This window comes from Streptomyces sp. NBC_00178, assembly GCF_036206005.1.
Lineage (GTDB): Bacteria > Actinomycetota > Actinomycetes > Streptomycetales > Streptomycetaceae > Streptomyces.
The window spans coordinates 1,066,969-1,082,776 of the sequence record NZ_CP108143.1; the positions used below are offsets into that span (position 1 = coordinate 1,066,969).

The following is a 15,808-nucleotide window of genomic DNA, read 5'->3' on the forward strand; positions in this document are numbered from 1 at the left end:
TGATGCCGATTACCGTACTTCTGGTCGACGACGAACCCCTGGTGCGTGCGGGGTTGCGCGCGGTCCTGGAGGCTCAGCCCGACATCGAGGTGGTGGGCGAGGCTGCGGATGGCGCGGCAGTGATTCCGCTCGTGAGCCGCCTTCGGCCCGAGGTCGTCGCCATGGACGTACGCATGCCGTTGATGGACGGCATCGAGGCGACCCGTCTGGTGCTGCGGACCGTCCCCCACCCGCCGAAGATCCTCGTGGTGACGACGTTCGAAAACGACGAGTACGTGTACGAGGCGCTGCGAGCCGGCGCCGACGGATTCCTCCTCAAGCGTGCCCGCCCCTCCGAGATCGTGCATGCCGTGCGCCTGGTGGCGGAGGGCGAGTCGCTGCTGTTCCCCGCCGCGGTTCGGCAGCTCGCCGCGGAGTACGGCAGCAGCAAGGCGCGGGATCGCATGCACAGAGCGGCACTCACCGACCGTGAGGGCGCAGTGCTCAGGCTCATGGCACGGGGGCAGTCCAACGCGGAGATCGCTGCCGAACTCGTCGTGGGAGTGGAGACGGTGAAGACACATGTCAGTGCGATTCTCGCCAAATTGGGGGCCAGGGACCGGACCCAAGCAGTCATTGCGGCCTACGAGTCCGGCTTCGTGGCTCCGAGCTGACCGGGGCCCGCCCCCGTCGAGCTCGATACACCGGACGCCCTGACCGAAGTCTCCTCTCGGTTGCTGGTCGCCCCGGTCCGAGGCAGCGAGTACCATCCGGCAGACACGCACGACCTGGGAGGACACACGGTGGGCAGGCTGACCGGTGGGGATCCGTCTCTGCTTCGGCGGATCAATTCCGCAGTGGTGCTGCACGCCCTACGTGGCGCGGATTCGCCCACACTCACGGATCTGACGCGGATCACCGGCCTGTCCCGCCCCACGGTCGAGGGGGTCGTCGAGGGCCTCTTCGGTGAGGGGCTGGTGGTCGAGGCGTCGCCCGACGACAGCGGAGCCCGCCGCCAGGGGCGGCCTGCCAGGCGCTTCAGGTTTCGTGCCGAGGCCGGCTATTTGCTGGGCGTCGAGATCGGCCCTCATCGGGTGTCCGCCCTCATCTCGGGACTGGACGGCAGAGTGGTCGGCGCCGGTGCCCGCGACGTCTCGGAGACAGCGTGTGCGGATGACAGGCTTGAGCAGGTCAGGGCCATGATCGTGGATCTGTTGCGCCGCACCGGGGTGGCGAGGAGCAGCCTCCGCGCGGTGGGGGTCGGAAGCCCGGGCATCGTGGAGGCGGACGGCACCGTACGGCTGGGAACGGCGCTGCCCGACTGGACGGGGCTCGCGCTCGGCGAGAGGATGCGGCGTTCGTTCCGTTGCCCTGTTCTCGTGGAGAACGATGCCAATGCCGCAGCGGTGGCCGAGCATTGGAAGGGTGCGGCAACCGAGTCCGACGACATCGTCTTCGTCCTGGCCGGCTTGAGCCCGGGCGCCGGTTCACTGATCGGGGGGCGACTGCACCGGGGATTCGGCGGAGCAGCCGGCGAGATCGGCGCACTTCATCTCCTGGGCAGGGATGTCACACCGGAGCACCTGCTCTCCACGACAGACACTCCGCTCGACCCCCTGGACGAGCAGGCGGTCGCTGCGGTCTTCGCCAAGGCCAAGGACGGGGACTCGGGCGCCAAGGCAGCGGTCGCACGGTTCAATCAGCGGCTGGTCCACGATGTCGCCGCACTGGTACTGGCGCTCGATCCCGAGCTCGTGGTGATCGGCGGGTGGGCCGCAGGCCTCGACGGGGTGCTGGACCCGCTACGCGACGAGCTCGCGCGCTTCTGTCTCCGGCCGCCACGTGTCGCCCTCTCTCTCCTCGGAGAAGCCGCCGTCGCCACCGGCGCGCTGCGGCTGGCACTGGACCACGTGGAGGAGCAGCTCTTCGCCATCGAGGGAACGATGACGGCCCGCCGCTGACGGCGGCGGGCCTCTCCGAAAGAACCGTGACGCCGACTCGTTCCTAGGCATCGCATCGCACGAACGCGTCGGCCCGGATCAGGCACCTCAGGCATCCTGGACACCCAGGCGCACCGACGCACCGACGCACCGACGCACCGACGCACCGACGCACCGACGCACCGACGCACCGACGCACCGGAGAACGGCGTCAGGAAGCCTTGCGTTCCTGTTCGGCGTGACTGATCTCAAGTGCTCCCGAGTCCCCGAAGGTAAGCCGGCAGGTATCGGCCCGGTAGGTGGCAACGGATACGGCCGCCGTGACCTTGGCGGCGAGGTAGCGCGTCGTGACGACGAGAACCGGGGCCCCCGGCAGCCGGTCGAGTTCCTTGGCGTCGTCCGCACGGGCTGAGCCCAGCTCGACCGAGCGGTCCTGGCCATCGAGGTCGAGACGGTGCAACTCCCTCAGGACACCTCTCGCCCTGGCCGGCCCGGACGCCGCCTCGATGCCGGAGAGTTCGGGTACGGAGGACGCCGGCACGTAGAGGAGCTCAGCGGCGACGGCCTGCCCATGGGTGATCCGGATGCGGCGCACCACATGCACCGTCTCTCCTGCTGCGACGCCGAGTTCGGCGGCGACCACCGCGGGTGCGACGGCCATGGTGCACTCGACGGGCTGCCATGCCTCGTCCCCGTCGCCCGACCACCCGTGTTGCGCGGTCGCGACAGCGACTCCGACACGCGGCGGTGCGACGGTCGTGCCCACGCCGCGTCGGCGCTGCAGCCGCCCTTCGAGTTCGAGCTGCTCAAGTGCCTGCCGGAGAGTGGCGCGTGCGACACCGAAGCGCGCTGCGAGATCCCGCTCGTTGGGCAGAACCTCTCCCACCGCGAAGTCCGAGTCGAGTGCCTCACTGAGCACGGTCTTGAGGTGCCAGTACTTCGGCTCCTGCACCGATTCCAGCTGCGTGGTCCCCACCCTGTCCTCCGCAATCGCTCGAGAGCTTTCCGCGACGTTATTTATTAAAGGTTCCTACCTTAACGTTCAGACCTTAGGGCGGCTCATCACCTTGGTCAAGACCAATCCTCGCGCGGTAACGGAGAGAAACCACCCCGCGCCGCAGAGCGTTCACGGGACGTTCGTACAGCCGTGAACCCACACCATGCGCAGCGCATCCTCGGGACGGACGGATCACCTGGGGCTGGTGCGACATGAGCGGCTGCGGCTGCGGCTGCGGCTGCGGCTGCGGCTGCGGCTGCGGCAGATCACCGCGAGACCGGCGAGATGGCGACTGCCCGCTCGCCCGAGCGGGCAGCCCGGACCCGGCGAAGTGGCTGGGAGAAGCCAGAGCACCGTGAAAGGCGTGCCACCCCGGTCAGAAGGGGCGGCCCCTGCGAAGCACGAGCGAGCCGCACACCTGCACCTTGACGCCAGTGCCCAGAGCCCTGGGCACTGGGCACTGGGCCCAGGAATCGCGGAACCCAGAAGCCCAGAGCCGAAATCCTGGAAGCCCGACCCCGGCCCCTGAAGCGCCGAAGCCCGACCCCGAACCGCGAGCCCTCAGTCCCCGAACCCCGGTCGACCGACTGAAACTCACTCCCCCGCGAGCAGCCTCAGCCGCCGCCTCGCCCGCGCCTCGCTCGGCCCGCCCCAACCCGCGGCCAGAAAGCGCCCAGGATCCGCAGCCCGGGGATCCCCAGCGCCGGTAGCCCCCGCGCCCCGGCAAGGGCGCCCCCCTAGCGCGCGCACTCCCACTACCGTGCCGGGCATGCGGCCAGGTAGACGGGACCGGTCCCGTCTAGCTGCCGTGCAGCCCCGTCAGCTTGTCGGGGTTGCGGATCACGTAGACACACCGGATCACCCCGTCGGCAACCTCGGTCTGGAAGACGGTGTCCACCTGACCGTCCACGCCGAAGACCAGGGCGGGGCCGCCGTTGAGCTCCAGGATTCGGGCCTCCATCCGCGAAGGCCAGTCATGCGCCACCGCGAAGAGGAAGCGCCCCACCTTGTCCGCGGTCTCGATGATCCGCCTGGGCGCCTTGGCCTTGCCACCGCTGTCGCTGACAAGCCGCACGTCGGGCGCCAGCAAGGCCAGGAGCTCGTCGAGTCCGCCGCCGGATGCGGCGGCGAGGAAGCGCTCCGTCAGATCGCGCCGCTCGGCCGGGTCCACGTCGTAGCGCGGCCGGCCTTCCTCGACATGCCGCTTCGCGCGACCGGCGAGCTGGCGCACGGCCGCCTCGGACCGGTCGAGGGTGATGCCGATCTCCGCGTAGGGAAAACCGAACGCCTCGCGCAGGACGAAGACCGCGCGCTCCAGCGGGGAGAGCGTCTCCAGGACGATGAGGACGGCCAGCGAGACGGAGTCCGCGAGGACCGCCCGCTCCGCGGAGTCGGGAACCGCCTGGCCGAATCCCGTGACCATGGGCTCGGGCAGCCAGGGCCCCACGTACGCCTCTCGCCTGGACTGCACGTGGCGGAGCCGGTCGATGGCGAGACGGGTGGTGACGCGTACGAGATAGGCCCGTGGTTCCCGCACGTCCGCCCGGTCGGCGGAGGCCCAGCGCAGCCATGCCTCCTGCACCACGTCCTCGGCGTCGGCTACGCGGCCGAGCATGCGGTAGGCGACCCCGGTCAGGACAGGCCGGTGCTCTTCGAAGAGATCAGTCACGGATTCGGCGGTCACCTCTCCATCCCAGCCGACGCCCCGCGAGGTGTCCAGCGGGAATCGGGCGGCCCTTGAACTGCGACCTGCGGACCCTTGAACTGCGAGCTACCTGGCGGTAATTATTGCTGACGCGGTGTCTCATTCACTCCGGCCCAAGCGGCCGGACGATCCCGAGGAGCGGTATGGCCGACACGATCTCGTTCGACGTCGACTCCCCCGCCGGCCGGCGCACGGTCGAGGTGGCGTACGAACGAACGGGCGCGGGCGAGCCGTTGGTCCTGCTGCACGGCATCGGCCATCACCGGCAGGCCTGGGATCCGGTCCTGCACATACTGGCGGCGGAGCGGGACGTGATAGCCGTCGACCTGCCTGGGTTCGGCGCCTCGACGCCGCTGCCGGACGGGCTTTCGTACGACGTGCGGACGGTGGTACCGGTGCTCGCGTCGTTCTTCGACGCACTCGGCCTCGTACGCCCTCACGTCGCGGGCAACTCTCTGGGCGGCCTGCTGGCACTGGAGCTGGGACGGGAGAACAGGGTCCGTTCGGTCTCCGCCTTCTCCCCCGCCGGGTTCTGGACCGGGTGCGAGCGCAGGTACGCCTTCGGGGTGCTGCGCGCGATGCGCCGTGCGGCGCTGGCGATGCCCCTGCCGCTGATCACGCGACTCTCGCGCAGCGCCGCCGGTCGAACAGTGCTGACCAGCACCATCTACGCACAGCCCGGGCGCCGTTCACCGGATGCGGTCGTGGCCGAGACCTTCGCTCTGCGCGAGGCCACCGGGTTCGACGGCACCCTGGAGGCCGGGCGGTTCACCGCCTTCACCGACGACGTGCCCGGCATCCCCGTCACCGTCGCATGGGGCGGAAAAGACCTCCTTCTCCCGCGCCGGCAAGGCATCAGGGCGAAGAGCGTCATCCCCGGCGCCCGGCTCGTCCGCCTGCCACGCTGCGGACACGTGCCCATGAGCGACGACCCTGCGGCTGTGGCGCGGGTTGTCCTCGACACGAGCCGCTGACCCCTCCGCGTCGCTCCGTCCGAAGACCCCAGACCCCAGCGCCACTCCCGCACCGACCAGCAGGCTTCCCAAACCCTGACCGACGCCGTACGCGCCCGTGCCGGCCAGTGGTGCGGTGACGGCGGCGGCAACCGGGATGAGCCCGGAGAAGAGGGCCGCCCGTTCCGCCCCGATCCGGCGCATGGCGCTGTACCAGCACACGAATCCGACCACAGTCACGACGGCCGCCTGCCAGAGGAGCGCCGTCGCCTCCACGGGCGTGGGCATGCTGATGAAGCGGGACCCGTCGAGTGCCAGACCCAGCAGCACGGATTCCAGTGCCGCAATGGCGCACACGGCGGCGGACAGCAGCCGCGGCCCGAGCGGGCGCAGGATCGGTACCGCCAGCAGCGCGAAGCCCACCTCCCCGCCGAGAGCCCCGACCGAGAAGAGCACCCCGGGCAGGTCCGTCCGCCCCCACCCCTGGACCGTGAAGGCACCGAGGGCGACGAGCAGAGCGGCGCCCAGGACCGCTCGCGACGGGCGCCGTCGCGCCAGGACGGGTACGACGACGCCCACGACGATGGGTGCGCAGCCGACGAGCACTCCTGGGACCGCCGGCTCCGCCGTGCGCTCGGCGGTCAGGACGGCCAGATTGAAGCCGACCATCCCGATGGCGGCGAGGGCTCCCAGACGCACCCACTGACGACCCCCGAGGTGCCTGAGTGCGGCCGTTCCTGGACCTCCGCCGCGGCGGAGGAGCGGCAGGAGCATGAGGGCGGCGAGGGCGTAGCGCAGCGCCTGGCCACCTGCGTACGGATAGTCGCCGAGCACGCTGTTCGCGGTGAAGGAGGCACCGACGAGAGTGCAGGCGAAGGCGGCCAACAGGGCTCCGCGCAAGGGGTTCGCGTCCATGTGGGCGACGCTAGGTTCCTCCGTGGCCCGGTTTAAGGTCCACTTCCATGACGTCTTCGGGGACCAATCCGCCGCGGGACCCGCTCCGGGCGGTCGGGCGCACGGCGATGGAACGCACAGCGGTCGACAGCGAGGCGATGGAGCGCGCAGCGGTGACACCCGCCTGGGAACTGCTGCTGCCGGCGGCTTCGGCGCCGGTGCGGCAGCGGGGCCGGGCGTTGCAGTCCGCTCTGCGTGAGGCCGTCCGCACGGGCCGGCTGCCGGCCGGGACCCGTCTCCCCGCCAGCCGCGCGCTGGCAGCCGACCTGGGCGTGTCCCGGGGCCTGGTGACGGAGGCGTACGAGCAGCTGACGGCGGAGAGCTATCTGCGCGCGGGCCGTGGCGCGGGCACCTGGGTGAGCGGAGCGGTCCGGCCCGCCGACGGCGGCGCCCGGGACCTGTCCGCGGGACGGCCGGCGGTGCGCGTCGACTTCCGGCCTGGCACCCCGGACCTGTCCCTGTTCCCGCGAGCGGCCTGGTCTGCCGCGCACCGCGCGGTGCTGGACCGGGTGCCGCATCACACCCTCGGCTACCCGGATCCGCGCGGCCTGCCGGAACTGCGCGTGGCACTGGCTTCGCTGCTGACGAGACGGCGCGGGGTGGTGGCCGATCCGGAGCGCGTCGTGGTCTGTTCGGGTGTGGCCCAGGCGACGACGCTGCTCGGCTTCGTCCTGCGGGCCAGGGGCGCCACGGCGGTGGGCGTCGAGGATCCCGGCAGCGCCGAACACACGTCGTTGTTCGCCTCCGCCGGGCTCACGGCGCTCCCTCTGCCCCTGGACACGGAGGGCTTGGCGATGGGGCCGCTGCTGCGCTCGGGTGTGCGTGCGGTGGTGACGACCCCCGCCCATCAGTTCCCGACCGGGATCGCCTACTCCGCCGAGCGCCGCCGCGCGCTCCTTGACTGGGCCCGCGACACCTCCGGGGTGATCATGGAGGACGACTACGACGGTGACTTCCGGTACGACCGCGCCCCGGTGGGAGCGCTGCAGGGGCTGGACCCGGAGCACGTCGTCCACAGCGGGTCGGTGAGCAAGTCCCTGGCACCCGGTCTGCGGCTCGGCTGGCTGGTGCCGCCCGTGTCGATGACCGACGAGATCGTCGAACGCAAGCGGACGATGGACCTCGGCAACCCCGTGCTCGACCAGGCCGTGCTCGCCCGCTTCATCGATGGTGGCGGCTACGACCGGCACCTCCGCCGGTGCCAACGGGCGTACCGGGAGCGCCGGGACGCTCTGATACGCGCGCTGGACGGGCACTTTCCCGGGACGGAGGTCAGCGGCATCGCCGCCGGCCTGCACCTCATCGCCCGTATGCCCGGACGATACGGCCCCACGGCCCCGTTCCTGCGCCGGGCGTCGGAGGCGGGCATCGCGTTGCGCCCGCTGTCCACCGCTCCGGTGGACGGCCCCGACGACCGCGGGGTGTGCCTGGTCCTCGGCTACGCGCACCTGGCGCCGGCCGCCCTCTCGGACGGCGTCCGCCTCCTCTCCGAGGCAACGCGGGCCGGGCGCTGAGGCACCTCCCGTCGTGCCGGTTCCGGGAAGCCGCCCCGCACCGGCTCCGTGAAACCACCCCGGACGCGGCCCGGTTCGCCTCCCCCGGCCGTCCGGGCACGGGCATCGCGCACGCCCCACCGCCGTCAGCGCCGACCCCGAGCCTCGATCCGCTCGCACAAGCGCCCTTCGCTCATCCGGGGTTGGCCCTCCCGCCGCTACGGGCGACGATGCATGAGCCACAACAGGCCCGTAGGGAACCGCTGTTCCACTGCCGGCTCGCCTCCGGAGGCGCATCGATCGAACCGTCCTCGTATTCCGGCTCCCGCCCGCCGCACCGTGCTGCGCGGGTCGTCATCGCCGCCGCGGGCTCCGCGGTGCCCGCGGCCTTCACCGCCGCGCCCGCCCTCGCACTGTCGGGCCGGCCGGACGCCTCATGGGGTGTGCGGGTCGGCTGGAGCATCCGCCCCCGGAGCTGCTGACGCGCGGTTCGCCTCCGCTCGCGCGGAGAGCACGGATCGAACGTGAACTGTGCTCGGTGCGGAGCCGGTTCACCTCTGCTCGCGCGGAGGTGAACCGCCCCCAGCCGGCTGGCACCAGTGGACGCAGCCGTCCTCTCCGCGCGAGGGGAGGTGAGCCGCAGGCATCGGGCCTGACGACCGCTGCAAGAGGCGGGCCCGGCCGGCTCCGCAAGGCGCAGGTCGAAGAGTCATCATGACCGACCTGGTGGCCCTCCCCCGGGCCCGACTCGACGAGGACGGGCGGGTGGTGCGCGCCTGTCCTGGCGATAGCGCCTGGACCGCCTGGGCTCTTGATGCCTACGGCCCAGATCTGTCCGACGTGGTGCGCGCCCACGCTGCCCGCCACGGCCCGGCCCGCATCCTGCGGAGGTCAAGGCGAAGCGGCGATCCTCTCAGTGTGCACGCCCGGTCCATGCCTGGCTGGTGCACCTGCTGCGACGTGCCCGGCGACTACCAGGGCAGGCCGCACGGCTGTACCACGGTTCGCCTACTCGCCGCCGCCGTGTACGCGGACCACCCCGGGTACTGCCAGGAGTGGGTTCCGTAGCGGTTGTCGCCCGCGAGCTACGACAACCCGTCAGACCGCGGCCATGGGTGCGAGGTACACGGTGCCGGCAGGTCTGAGCATGAGTGCCGGGAGCCGCTGGACGACCTGTGCCGGAAACTCCCCGTCGCTGTGATCATGCTGCCGACGGACGTGCTGGGCGGCCGGGTCGCCCGCGTCGCCCGCAAAGAAGCCCCGGACCATGAGGTCCGGGGCTTCGCTGTGCGGTGACTTCTACCGACGCTTGAGCGGCTCGCAGTTGCTGACGCTGACGACGCCGTCTGCCTCTTCGAGCGTAATGATGATGCGCTCGTCAGCGTTCGCGGTTTTGATCTTCGGCATGGTCAGGTCGCCGGTCGGTTCGGTGGTGATGGAGCAGAACTCGAAGACGCCCTTCTCGGCGCCGGCGGACGTGTACGTCCCCGCGGGGATGTCCTCACCAACGACGTAGTCGCCGGACGGGTACTCCCGCCCCTTCTTCGACTCGGGTTTCGTCTCGGCGGGCTCTGCCTTCTCCGGTGCTTCCTCCGGGGCCCTCTCGGCGGGCTCGACGGCTGCCGGTGTCGGTGTCGGTGTCGGAGACGCGGTGACTTCGAGGATCGAATCCTTGCCGTCTGCGTGGTTGCTGTCGTCGCCGATGGCCAGGCCGAGAATGACGAGGAGGACGAAGAACCCGAAGATGCTGCCGAGGACGATCGCAATGATCTTCCCGGCGCCCATCTTCTTCTTCGGCGGCGGGTAGCCGGGGCCACCGTAGGGTTGTGCAGGGTGCGGCTGGCCGTAGGGCTGCCGCGCGTACTGATTACTCAAGGTCCCCCCAGGGGTCGTGCGTGAGACCGGGATGGTATCGGCTACTAGGTGCAGAGTGCCGGAAGTGCACGGACTGGTACGGCGGGGTGGTCGAGACCTCCGCGACGGAATCGTTTGAGCGCGAGCTGTCGAGGTCGCGGGCGGTCTGGAAGGTGATCGCGGCGGACATGCCCCTGGGGCTGGTGGTCCCGGACGGTGCGACCGACTTCGAGGCGGTGGCGCAGGGCGACCCGGGCGCGCCTCTGGGACGTGAACTGCAGATCGCCGAGTTGCTGCGTCACATCAAGCACCGGCGTATCACCGGCACGCTCTGGCTGACCGTGGATGTGCACTACACGTCCGCCCAGCCTTACGCTCCCGAGCGGGCGGCGGTCACGGACTTCGCCCCGTTCTGGGAGTTCGTCTCGGGTCCGCCGGCCGCAGGGGGCTTCCCCGCGAACGCGCTGGACGGGACGTTCGGACCCGACCACGTCTTCGTCCGGGCGCCCGACCGGGCGAACGTCTCCCCGATGGAATCGCCGCAGTTCTTCGGCGAGGTGGACATCGACGGGGGAAGCGGGGAGCTGACGGTGCGACTGCGGGCCGAGGACGGCACGGTCCTCTCCGGGAGGACGCTCCAGCCGGGGCGCGTCGGCCGGTGAGCCGCCCCGCCCGGCACCGACGGCGCCCGCGGCAGGCTTCGCATCGGGCCACACCAGCAGGGCGGCGGTCCCTTGCCCGCGGGACACCCTTCCCCTCAGGACACCCTTCCGGAAGCGGCACCGAGGATCCCTCCTCATGGCCTCTCCCGAAGAAAGGTGCCGAACGCGACCAGAACGGCCGGATCCACACGTAACCCATCAGTCACAGTGCGTTCGTTGTCAGGCAACACCGTTCGGTCACAGTAAACACATGACTGATGTGACGTCCGCGAAGAGTGCCCGCCGCCCGCACCACTGGCGGCGTGATCTGATCGAGCTGGCCGCGCTCTTCACCGCGGTCGCGGTGGCCGACGCCGTCGCCAACCTGATCGGACACCAGCCCGACGGCCCCTATCTGCTCGTCGCCTCGGCCGTGGCCCTCGTGGCCACGGCCGCGTTCCACACGTGGTGGGCGCGACGCCACAGCCACGCGCCGCCCCCGGGATCCGATACCGACACCGGCGCCGGTACGCAGGCCGAGACGGCCCCGGCCGGTGCGGACGAGGAGCTGGAGGCAGTGCTGTGGCGGATGCGGACGACCGTGCAGGACACTCCGGGTGCCCTGGCGGCCCTCTGCACCGCACTCGCCCGGCGGCGGATCGACATCCTCACGCTGCAGACGCACCCCCTGGCGGAGGGCACGGTCGACGAGTTCCTGCTGCGGGCACCGGGCGCGCTGCCGGCGCAGCAGCTCACCCGGGAGATCGCCTCCGCCGGCGGTACCTCCACCTGGATCGAGCGCGCGGACGCGCACGACTTGGTCGACACGCCCACCAGGGTCCTCGGCCTCGCCACCCGCACGGCCCTGGACGCGGCCGAACTCCCCCTGGCCCTGCGTCAGCTCCTCGGCCGGTGCACCATCCACTCGCTGCCCGCCCAGACGGTCACCGGGCGGTCCACCGGGGAGAGCGCACCGGTGGAGGGTGTCCTGGAGGACACCGTGATGAGGCTGCGCGATCCGTCCGGCGGGGTCATCAGCGTCGAACGCCCGTACCTGCCCTTCACTCCGACGGAGTTCGCCCGGGCGCGGGCCCTGGTCGAGCTCGACGCCCGGCTCGGACCGCGGGTACCTCGCAGCGAGGACGTCCTCACGCTGCCGGAGGGCAACGACATCACGGTCCGCCGGGCCGATCGAAGCGACCTCGGAGCAGCGGTCGCCATGCACGACCGCTGCTCCGAGCGCACCCTCGGCCTGCGCTACCACGGCCCGGTCCGCGACGCCGACCGCTATCTCGACCACCTCCTGAGCCCGCGCTTCGGCCGCACCCTCGCCGTGCAGACGGCCTCCGGCCGCCTGGTGGCGCTCGGGCACCTGCTCTGGGACGGGGACGAGACCGAGGTCGCGCTCGTCGTCGAGGACGACTGGCAGCGCCGCGGCATCGGTTCACAGCTCCTGGAGCGCCTCGTGGGCCTGGCGGTCGAGGCCGGATGCGAGAGCGTCTACGCCGTGACACAGGCCCACAACACGGGGATGGTCGCCGCCATGCGCGCGCTGTCACTGCCCCTCGACTACCAGATCGAGGAAGGCACCCTGGTCATCACCGCGCGGCTGACCCCGGCTCGCGACCGGTCGGCCGCGGAGTCGGCCCACCGGTCGGCGGCGGAGCAGGCGGACCGGCCGACTACCGGGCCCTCGGGGCAGGCGTCGCGGCCGCTCCCGGGACCCGGGCCGGCGGGACGGCCGTTCCGTCACTGAGGGCCTGGCACAGGTCCGCCCACAGGTCCTCGACGTCCTCCAGTCCGACCGACATGCGCAGCAGCCGGTCACCGACGCCCGAGGCGCGCCGGTCTCCCTCACCCACGATGCGGTGGCTGATGGAGGCCGGATGCTGGATCAGCGAGTCCACGCTGCCGAGGCTCACGGCGGGCGTGATCAGGCGTACCCCGGCGATGATCCTGTGCGGATCCCCGTACACCTCGAAGGACACCATCGCCCCGCCCACCTCCGGGTAGTGGACGCGGGCGATACGGGGGTCGGCGGAGAGCCTGCGGGCGAGTTCGGCGGCGGACGCCGACGCGGCCCTGACCCGTACCGGGAGTGTGGACAGACCGCGAAGCAGCAGGTATCCGGCCATCGGGTGCAGCACGCCCCCGGTGGCGAACCGGACCTGCCGCAGGGTCGCGGCGAACTCCTCGTCGCAGGCGACCACTCCGCCCATCACGTCGCCGTGCCCGCCGAGGTACTTGGTGGCGCTGTGCAGGACGATGCGCGCCCCGTGCTCGACCGGCCGCTGGAGGACCGGTGTGGCGAAGGTGCTGTCGACCAGCAGCGGCACGGACCCGCAGGAGTGCGCGACGGCTCTGATGTCGATCTCGGCCAGCGTCGGGTTGGCGGGTGTCTCGACCATCACCAGACCGGTGTCCGGACGGATGGCCTCGGCGATGCCCGCGGGGTCCGTCCAGGTCACCTCGGTGCCCAGCAGCCCGGCGTTCAGCAGGTGGTCGCTGCAGCCGTAGAGGGGCCGCACCGCCACCACGTGGCGGAGCCCCAGGCTCGCCCGGGCGAGCAGGACGGCGGTGAGGGCCGCCATTCCGCTGGCGAAGGCCACCGCGCTCTCGGCGCCTTCGAGCCGTGCGAGTGCCGTTTCGAAGCGCGCCGTCGTGGGGTTGTCGAGCCGCGCGTAGACAGGCGGCCCGTCGGGCCTGGCTCCGGTCGTGGCGAAGGCGTCGATGCGTTCGGCCTCGCCCCGGGAGTCGTACGACGGGTAGGTGGTGGAGAGATCGATCGGCGCGGCGTGCAGACCGAGAGAGGCGAGATCGTCGCGTCCGGCGTGCACGGCTTCGGTGGCGAGCGCCCTGGACCGGAAGGGGGCCTGGGATGTCAGGGAAATGGCTTCGGCGTCCATGGCACCAGCCTGAACAAGCAACGGCCGATCGTGCCCGATCGCCGTGCTACGTTCGCCGGATGCCAGAATCCGTCGCTCTCGATCCGGTCGACCTGCACATTCTGCGACTGCTGCAGAACGATGCCCGGACGACGTACCGGGAACTCGCCGCCGAGGTGGGTGTGGCGCCGTCCACGTGTCTCGACCGGGTCGCGCGCCTGCGCCGCTCGGGAGTGATCGTCGGGCACCGGCTGCGCATCGATCCGGCGCGGATCGGCCGCGGGCTGGAGGCGCTGCTGCTGATCCAGGTCAGGCCGCACCGCCGTGAGCTGATCGGCCCGTTCGTCGAACGGATCCGGGCGCTGCCCGAGTCGCGCGCGTTCTTCCACCTGACCGGCCCGGACGACTACCTGGTGCATGTGGCCGTCGCCGACCCGGCCGACCTGCAGCGGCTGGTGCTGGACGAGTTCACCTCACGCCGGGAGGTGGCCCGGGTGGAGACGCGGCTGATCTTCCAGCAGTGGGAGTGCGGCCCGCTGATGCCGCCGCCGTCCGGTCCGGGGGCCAGGGAGCAGCATCAGGAGCTTCCGGCCCCGTAATGGATCTTTCCCGGCCGAAGTCGTATTACCCGTGACGTGAAGGGCTCACCCGTACGAGGATGGCCACATGTCAGACACATCGAGCAGCGCGCTGCCCCGCCAGGTCGCCGACGCCTACGTCGACGCGTACATCGAACTCGACCCGATCACAGGCACCTACCTCGGTGTCGCGGAAAGCTCCAGCAGGCTGCCCGATCTCTCGCCCGACGGTCAGGCGGCCGTGGCCGCTCTCGTCCGGCGGACCCTGGTGGAGCTCGACGCGGCCGAGCAGGTGCCCGGCGCCGACACCGCGGAGGAGAAGCGCTGTGCGCGGCTGCTGCGCGAACGCCTGACGGCCGAACTCGCCATCCACGACGCTGAGGAGGGGCTGCGGGCGGTCTCCAACATCCACTCCCCCGTCCACAGTGTGCGGGACATCTTCTCGGCTACGCCGACCGCGACGGACGAGGACTGGGCCGCCGTCGTGGAGCGTCTGCGGGCGGTTCCGGCCGCGATCGAGGGGTACCGCTCCTCGCTCGCACTCGGGCTGGAGCGCAAGCTGTACGGCGGGCCCCGGCCGACCGCCACGTTCATCGGGCAGCTGGGGACCTGGACGGGCGACGACGGCCCGGCGTTCTTCGAGGACTTCGTGGCCCGGGGACCGGACTCGCTCCGCGCGGACCTGGACGGAGCGGCCGGACAGGCGACCGCGGCACTCGTCGCGCTGCGCGACTGGCTGAGCGAGGTGTACGCCCCCGCGATCGAGGGTGCCCCGGACACCGTGGGCCGCGAGCGCTACGCCCGCTGGGCCCGCCAGTTCAACGGCACGGACCTCGATCTGGACGAGGCGTACGCCTACGGCTGGTCCGAGTACCACCGGCTGCTGGCCGAGATGAAGTCCGAGGCGCACAAGATCCTTCCGGGAGCGGGCCCGTGGGAGGCCCTGGCCCATCTCGACGTGCACGGCAAGCACATCGAGGGCGTGGAGGAGGTGCGGGAGTGGCTGCAGGGCCTGATGGACGAGGCCATCGAGGCGCTGGACGGCACGCACTTCGAACTGGCCGAGCGGGTACGGAAGGTGGAGTCCCGCATCGCTCCGGCCGGCGGCGCCGCCGCCCCGTACTACACGGGACCTTCGGAGGACTTCTCGCGCCCCGGCCGCACCTGGCTGCCGACGATGGGCGAGACCCGCTTCCCCGTGTACGACCTGGTGTCCACCTGGTACCACGAGGGCGTGCCCGGACACCACCTGCAGATCGCGCAGTGGACGCACGTGGCGGAGAGCCTCTCCCGCTACCAGGCGTCGATCGGCCACGTCAGCGCCAACGCCGAGGGCTGGGCGCTGTACGCCGAGCGGCTGATGGACGAGCTCGGCTTCCTTCCGGACGCGGAGCGGCGCCTGGGCTATCTGGACGCGCAGATGATGCGCGCGTGCCGGGTGATCGTCGACATCGGTATGCACCTGGAGCTCGAGATCCCCACGGACTCGCCGTTCCACCCGGGTGAGCGGTGGACGCCGGACCTGGCGCAGGAGTTCTTCGGCGCCCACAGCGGCCGTCCGGCGGACTTCGTGGAGAGCGAGCTGACCCGCTACATGTCGATGCCGGGGCAGGCGATCGGCTACAAGCTGGGTGAGCGCGCCTGGCTGCTGGGCCGGGAGAACGCCCGCAAGGCGCACGGGGACGCGTTCGACCTCAAGGCCTGGCACATGGCCGCACTGTCGCAGGGGTCGCTCGGCCTCGACGACCTGGTGGACGAGCTGTCCAGGCTCTGACCACGTCGGTGGCGGGGCCGGGTGCACCGCGCCCGGCCCCGCCACCTCTTTCACC

General features: G+C 71.4%; 12 protein-coding genes and 1 pseudogene. 9 read left to right on the forward strand and 4 right to left on the reverse strand.

Annotated elements, in window-relative coordinates:
* Positions 1-2: 2 nt before the first annotated feature.
* Together OHT61_RS04490 and OHT61_RS04495 are read left to right on the forward strand one after the other, a co-directional pair.
* On the forward strand, positions 3-653 hold the full coding sequence (locus tag OHT61_RS04490) for a response regulator transcription factor (protein WP_329035226.1): 651 nt from the start codon (positions 3-5) through the stop codon (positions 651-653).
* A gap of 129 nt (positions 654-782) precedes the next feature.
* Entirely contained in the window at positions 783-1,940 is a 1,158-nt protein-coding gene (locus OHT61_RS04495) for an ROK family protein (protein ID WP_329035228.1), read from the forward strand.
* Positions 1,941-2,130: 190 nt separating this feature from the next.
* Here the strand turns inward: OHT61_RS04495 and OHT61_RS04500 are convergent, their stop codons facing one another.
* Positions 2,131-2,895, reverse strand: coding sequence for a GntR family transcriptional regulator (locus OHT61_RS04500; protein ID WP_329035229.1), 765 nt, complete (start codon positions 2,893-2,895; stop codon positions 2,131-2,133).
* Between the two features lie 820 nt (positions 2,896-3,715).
* The gene (gene sigJ, locus OHT61_RS04505; protein ID WP_329035230.1) at positions 3,716-4,600 is read right to left on the reverse strand and encodes an RNA polymerase sigma factor SigJ; all 885 of its coding nucleotides are present in this window, start codon (positions 4,598-4,600) and stop codon (positions 3,716-3,718) included.
* Between the two features lie 164 nt (positions 4,601-4,764).
* Here sigJ and OHT61_RS04510 point away from each other — a divergent pair, with 164 nt between their 5' ends.
* The 3 genes from OHT61_RS04510 (at position 4,765) to OHT61_RS32475 (ending at position 9,089) form a co-directional block, all read left to right on the forward strand.
* Positions 4,765-5,595, forward strand: coding sequence for an alpha/beta fold hydrolase (locus OHT61_RS04510; RefSeq protein ID WP_329035232.1), 831 nt, complete (start codon positions 4,765-4,767; stop codon positions 5,593-5,595).
* Positions 5,596-6,536: 941 nt separating this feature from the next.
* On the forward strand, positions 6,537-8,042 hold the full coding sequence (pdxR, locus tag OHT61_RS04520) for a MocR-like pyridoxine biosynthesis transcription factor PdxR (RefSeq protein ID WP_443049360.1): 1,506 nt from the start codon (positions 6,537-6,539) through the stop codon (positions 8,040-8,042).
* A gap of 693 nt (positions 8,043-8,735) precedes the next feature.
* Complete coding sequence (locus tag OHT61_RS32475) at positions 8,736-9,089, forward strand: DUF6221 family protein (RefSeq protein WP_443049361.1); 354 nt, start codon at positions 8,736-8,738, stop codon at positions 9,087-9,089.
* Between the two features lie 231 nt (positions 9,090-9,320).
* Here OHT61_RS32475 and OHT61_RS04525 read toward each other — a convergent pair whose 3' ends face one another.
* Entirely contained in the window at positions 9,321-9,806 is a 486-nt protein-coding gene (locus tag OHT61_RS04525) for a hypothetical protein (protein WP_329035234.1), read from the reverse strand.
* 206 nt (positions 9,807-10,012) lie between these two features.
* Between OHT61_RS04525 and OHT61_RS04530 the strand changes: the two are divergent.
* Together OHT61_RS04530 and OHT61_RS04535 are read left to right on the forward strand one after the other, a co-directional pair.
* Positions 10,013-10,537, forward strand: a pseudogene (locus OHT61_RS04530) (alkaline phosphatase D family protein); the annotation flags it as partial.
* A gap of 259 nt (positions 10,538-10,796) precedes the next feature.
* The gene (locus OHT61_RS04535) at positions 10,797-12,272 is read left to right on the forward strand and encodes a GNAT family N-acetyltransferase (RefSeq protein WP_329043096.1); all 1,476 of its coding nucleotides are present in this window, start codon (positions 10,797-10,799) and stop codon (positions 12,270-12,272) included.
* Here the strand turns inward: OHT61_RS04535 and OHT61_RS04540 are convergent.
* Positions 12,199-13,422, reverse strand: a complete 1,224-nt coding sequence (locus OHT61_RS04540; protein WP_329035235.1) for a trans-sulfuration enzyme family protein — start codon at positions 13,420-13,422, stop codon at positions 12,199-12,201. The genes OHT61_RS04535 and OHT61_RS04540 overlap by 74 nt on opposite strands.
* A 59-nt stretch (positions 13,423-13,481) precedes the next feature.
* On the opposite strand from OHT61_RS04540, the gene OHT61_RS04545 reads away from it, so the two are divergent.
* Both OHT61_RS04545 and OHT61_RS04550 read left to right on the forward strand, forming a co-directional pair.
* Positions 13,482-14,000: an Lrp/AsnC family transcriptional regulator gene (locus OHT61_RS04545; RefSeq protein WP_329035237.1), complete on the forward strand. Its 519-nt coding sequence runs from the start codon at positions 13,482-13,484 to the stop codon at positions 13,998-14,000.
* 67 nt (positions 14,001-14,067) lie between these two features.
* Positions 14,068-15,753 carry a DUF885 domain-containing protein gene (locus OHT61_RS04550; RefSeq protein ID WP_329035238.1) on the forward strand — a complete coding sequence of 562 codons (1,686 nt, stop codon included), beginning with the start codon at positions 14,068-14,070 and terminating at the stop codon, positions 15,751-15,753.
* Positions 15,754-15,808: the final 55 nt, after the last annotated feature.

Excerpts from the sequence above, each read along its gene's own strand:
- OHT61_RS04490 (WP_329035226.1), top strand. The coding sequence starts at position 3 with ATGCCGATTACCGTACTTCTGGTCGACGACGAACCCCTGGTGCGTGCG.
- OHT61_RS04510 (WP_329035232.1), top strand. The coding sequence starts at position 4,765 with ATGGCCGACACGATCTCGTTCGACGTCGACTCCCCCGCCGGCCGGCGC.
- pdxR (WP_443049360.1), top strand. The coding sequence starts at position 6,537 with ATGACGTCTTCGGGGACCAATCCGCCGCGGGACCCGCTCCGGGCGGTC.
- OHT61_RS32475 (WP_443049361.1), top strand. The coding sequence starts at position 8,736 with ATGACCGACCTGGTGGCCCTCCCCCGGGCCCGACTCGACGAGGACGGG.
- OHT61_RS04525 (WP_329035234.1), bottom strand. The coding sequence starts at position 9,806 with ATGGGCGCCGGGAAGATCATTGCGATCGTCCTCGGCAGCATCTTCGGG.
- OHT61_RS04540 (WP_329035235.1), bottom strand. The coding sequence starts at position 13,422 with ATGGACGCCGAAGCCATTTCCCTGACATCCCAGGCCCCCTTCCGGTCC.
- OHT61_RS04545 (WP_329035237.1), top strand. The coding sequence starts at position 13,482 with ATGCCAGAATCCGTCGCTCTCGATCCGGTCGACCTGCACATTCTGCGA.
- OHT61_RS04550 (WP_329035238.1), top strand. The coding sequence starts at position 14,068 with ATGTCAGACACATCGAGCAGCGCGCTGCCCCGCCAGGTCGCCGACGCC.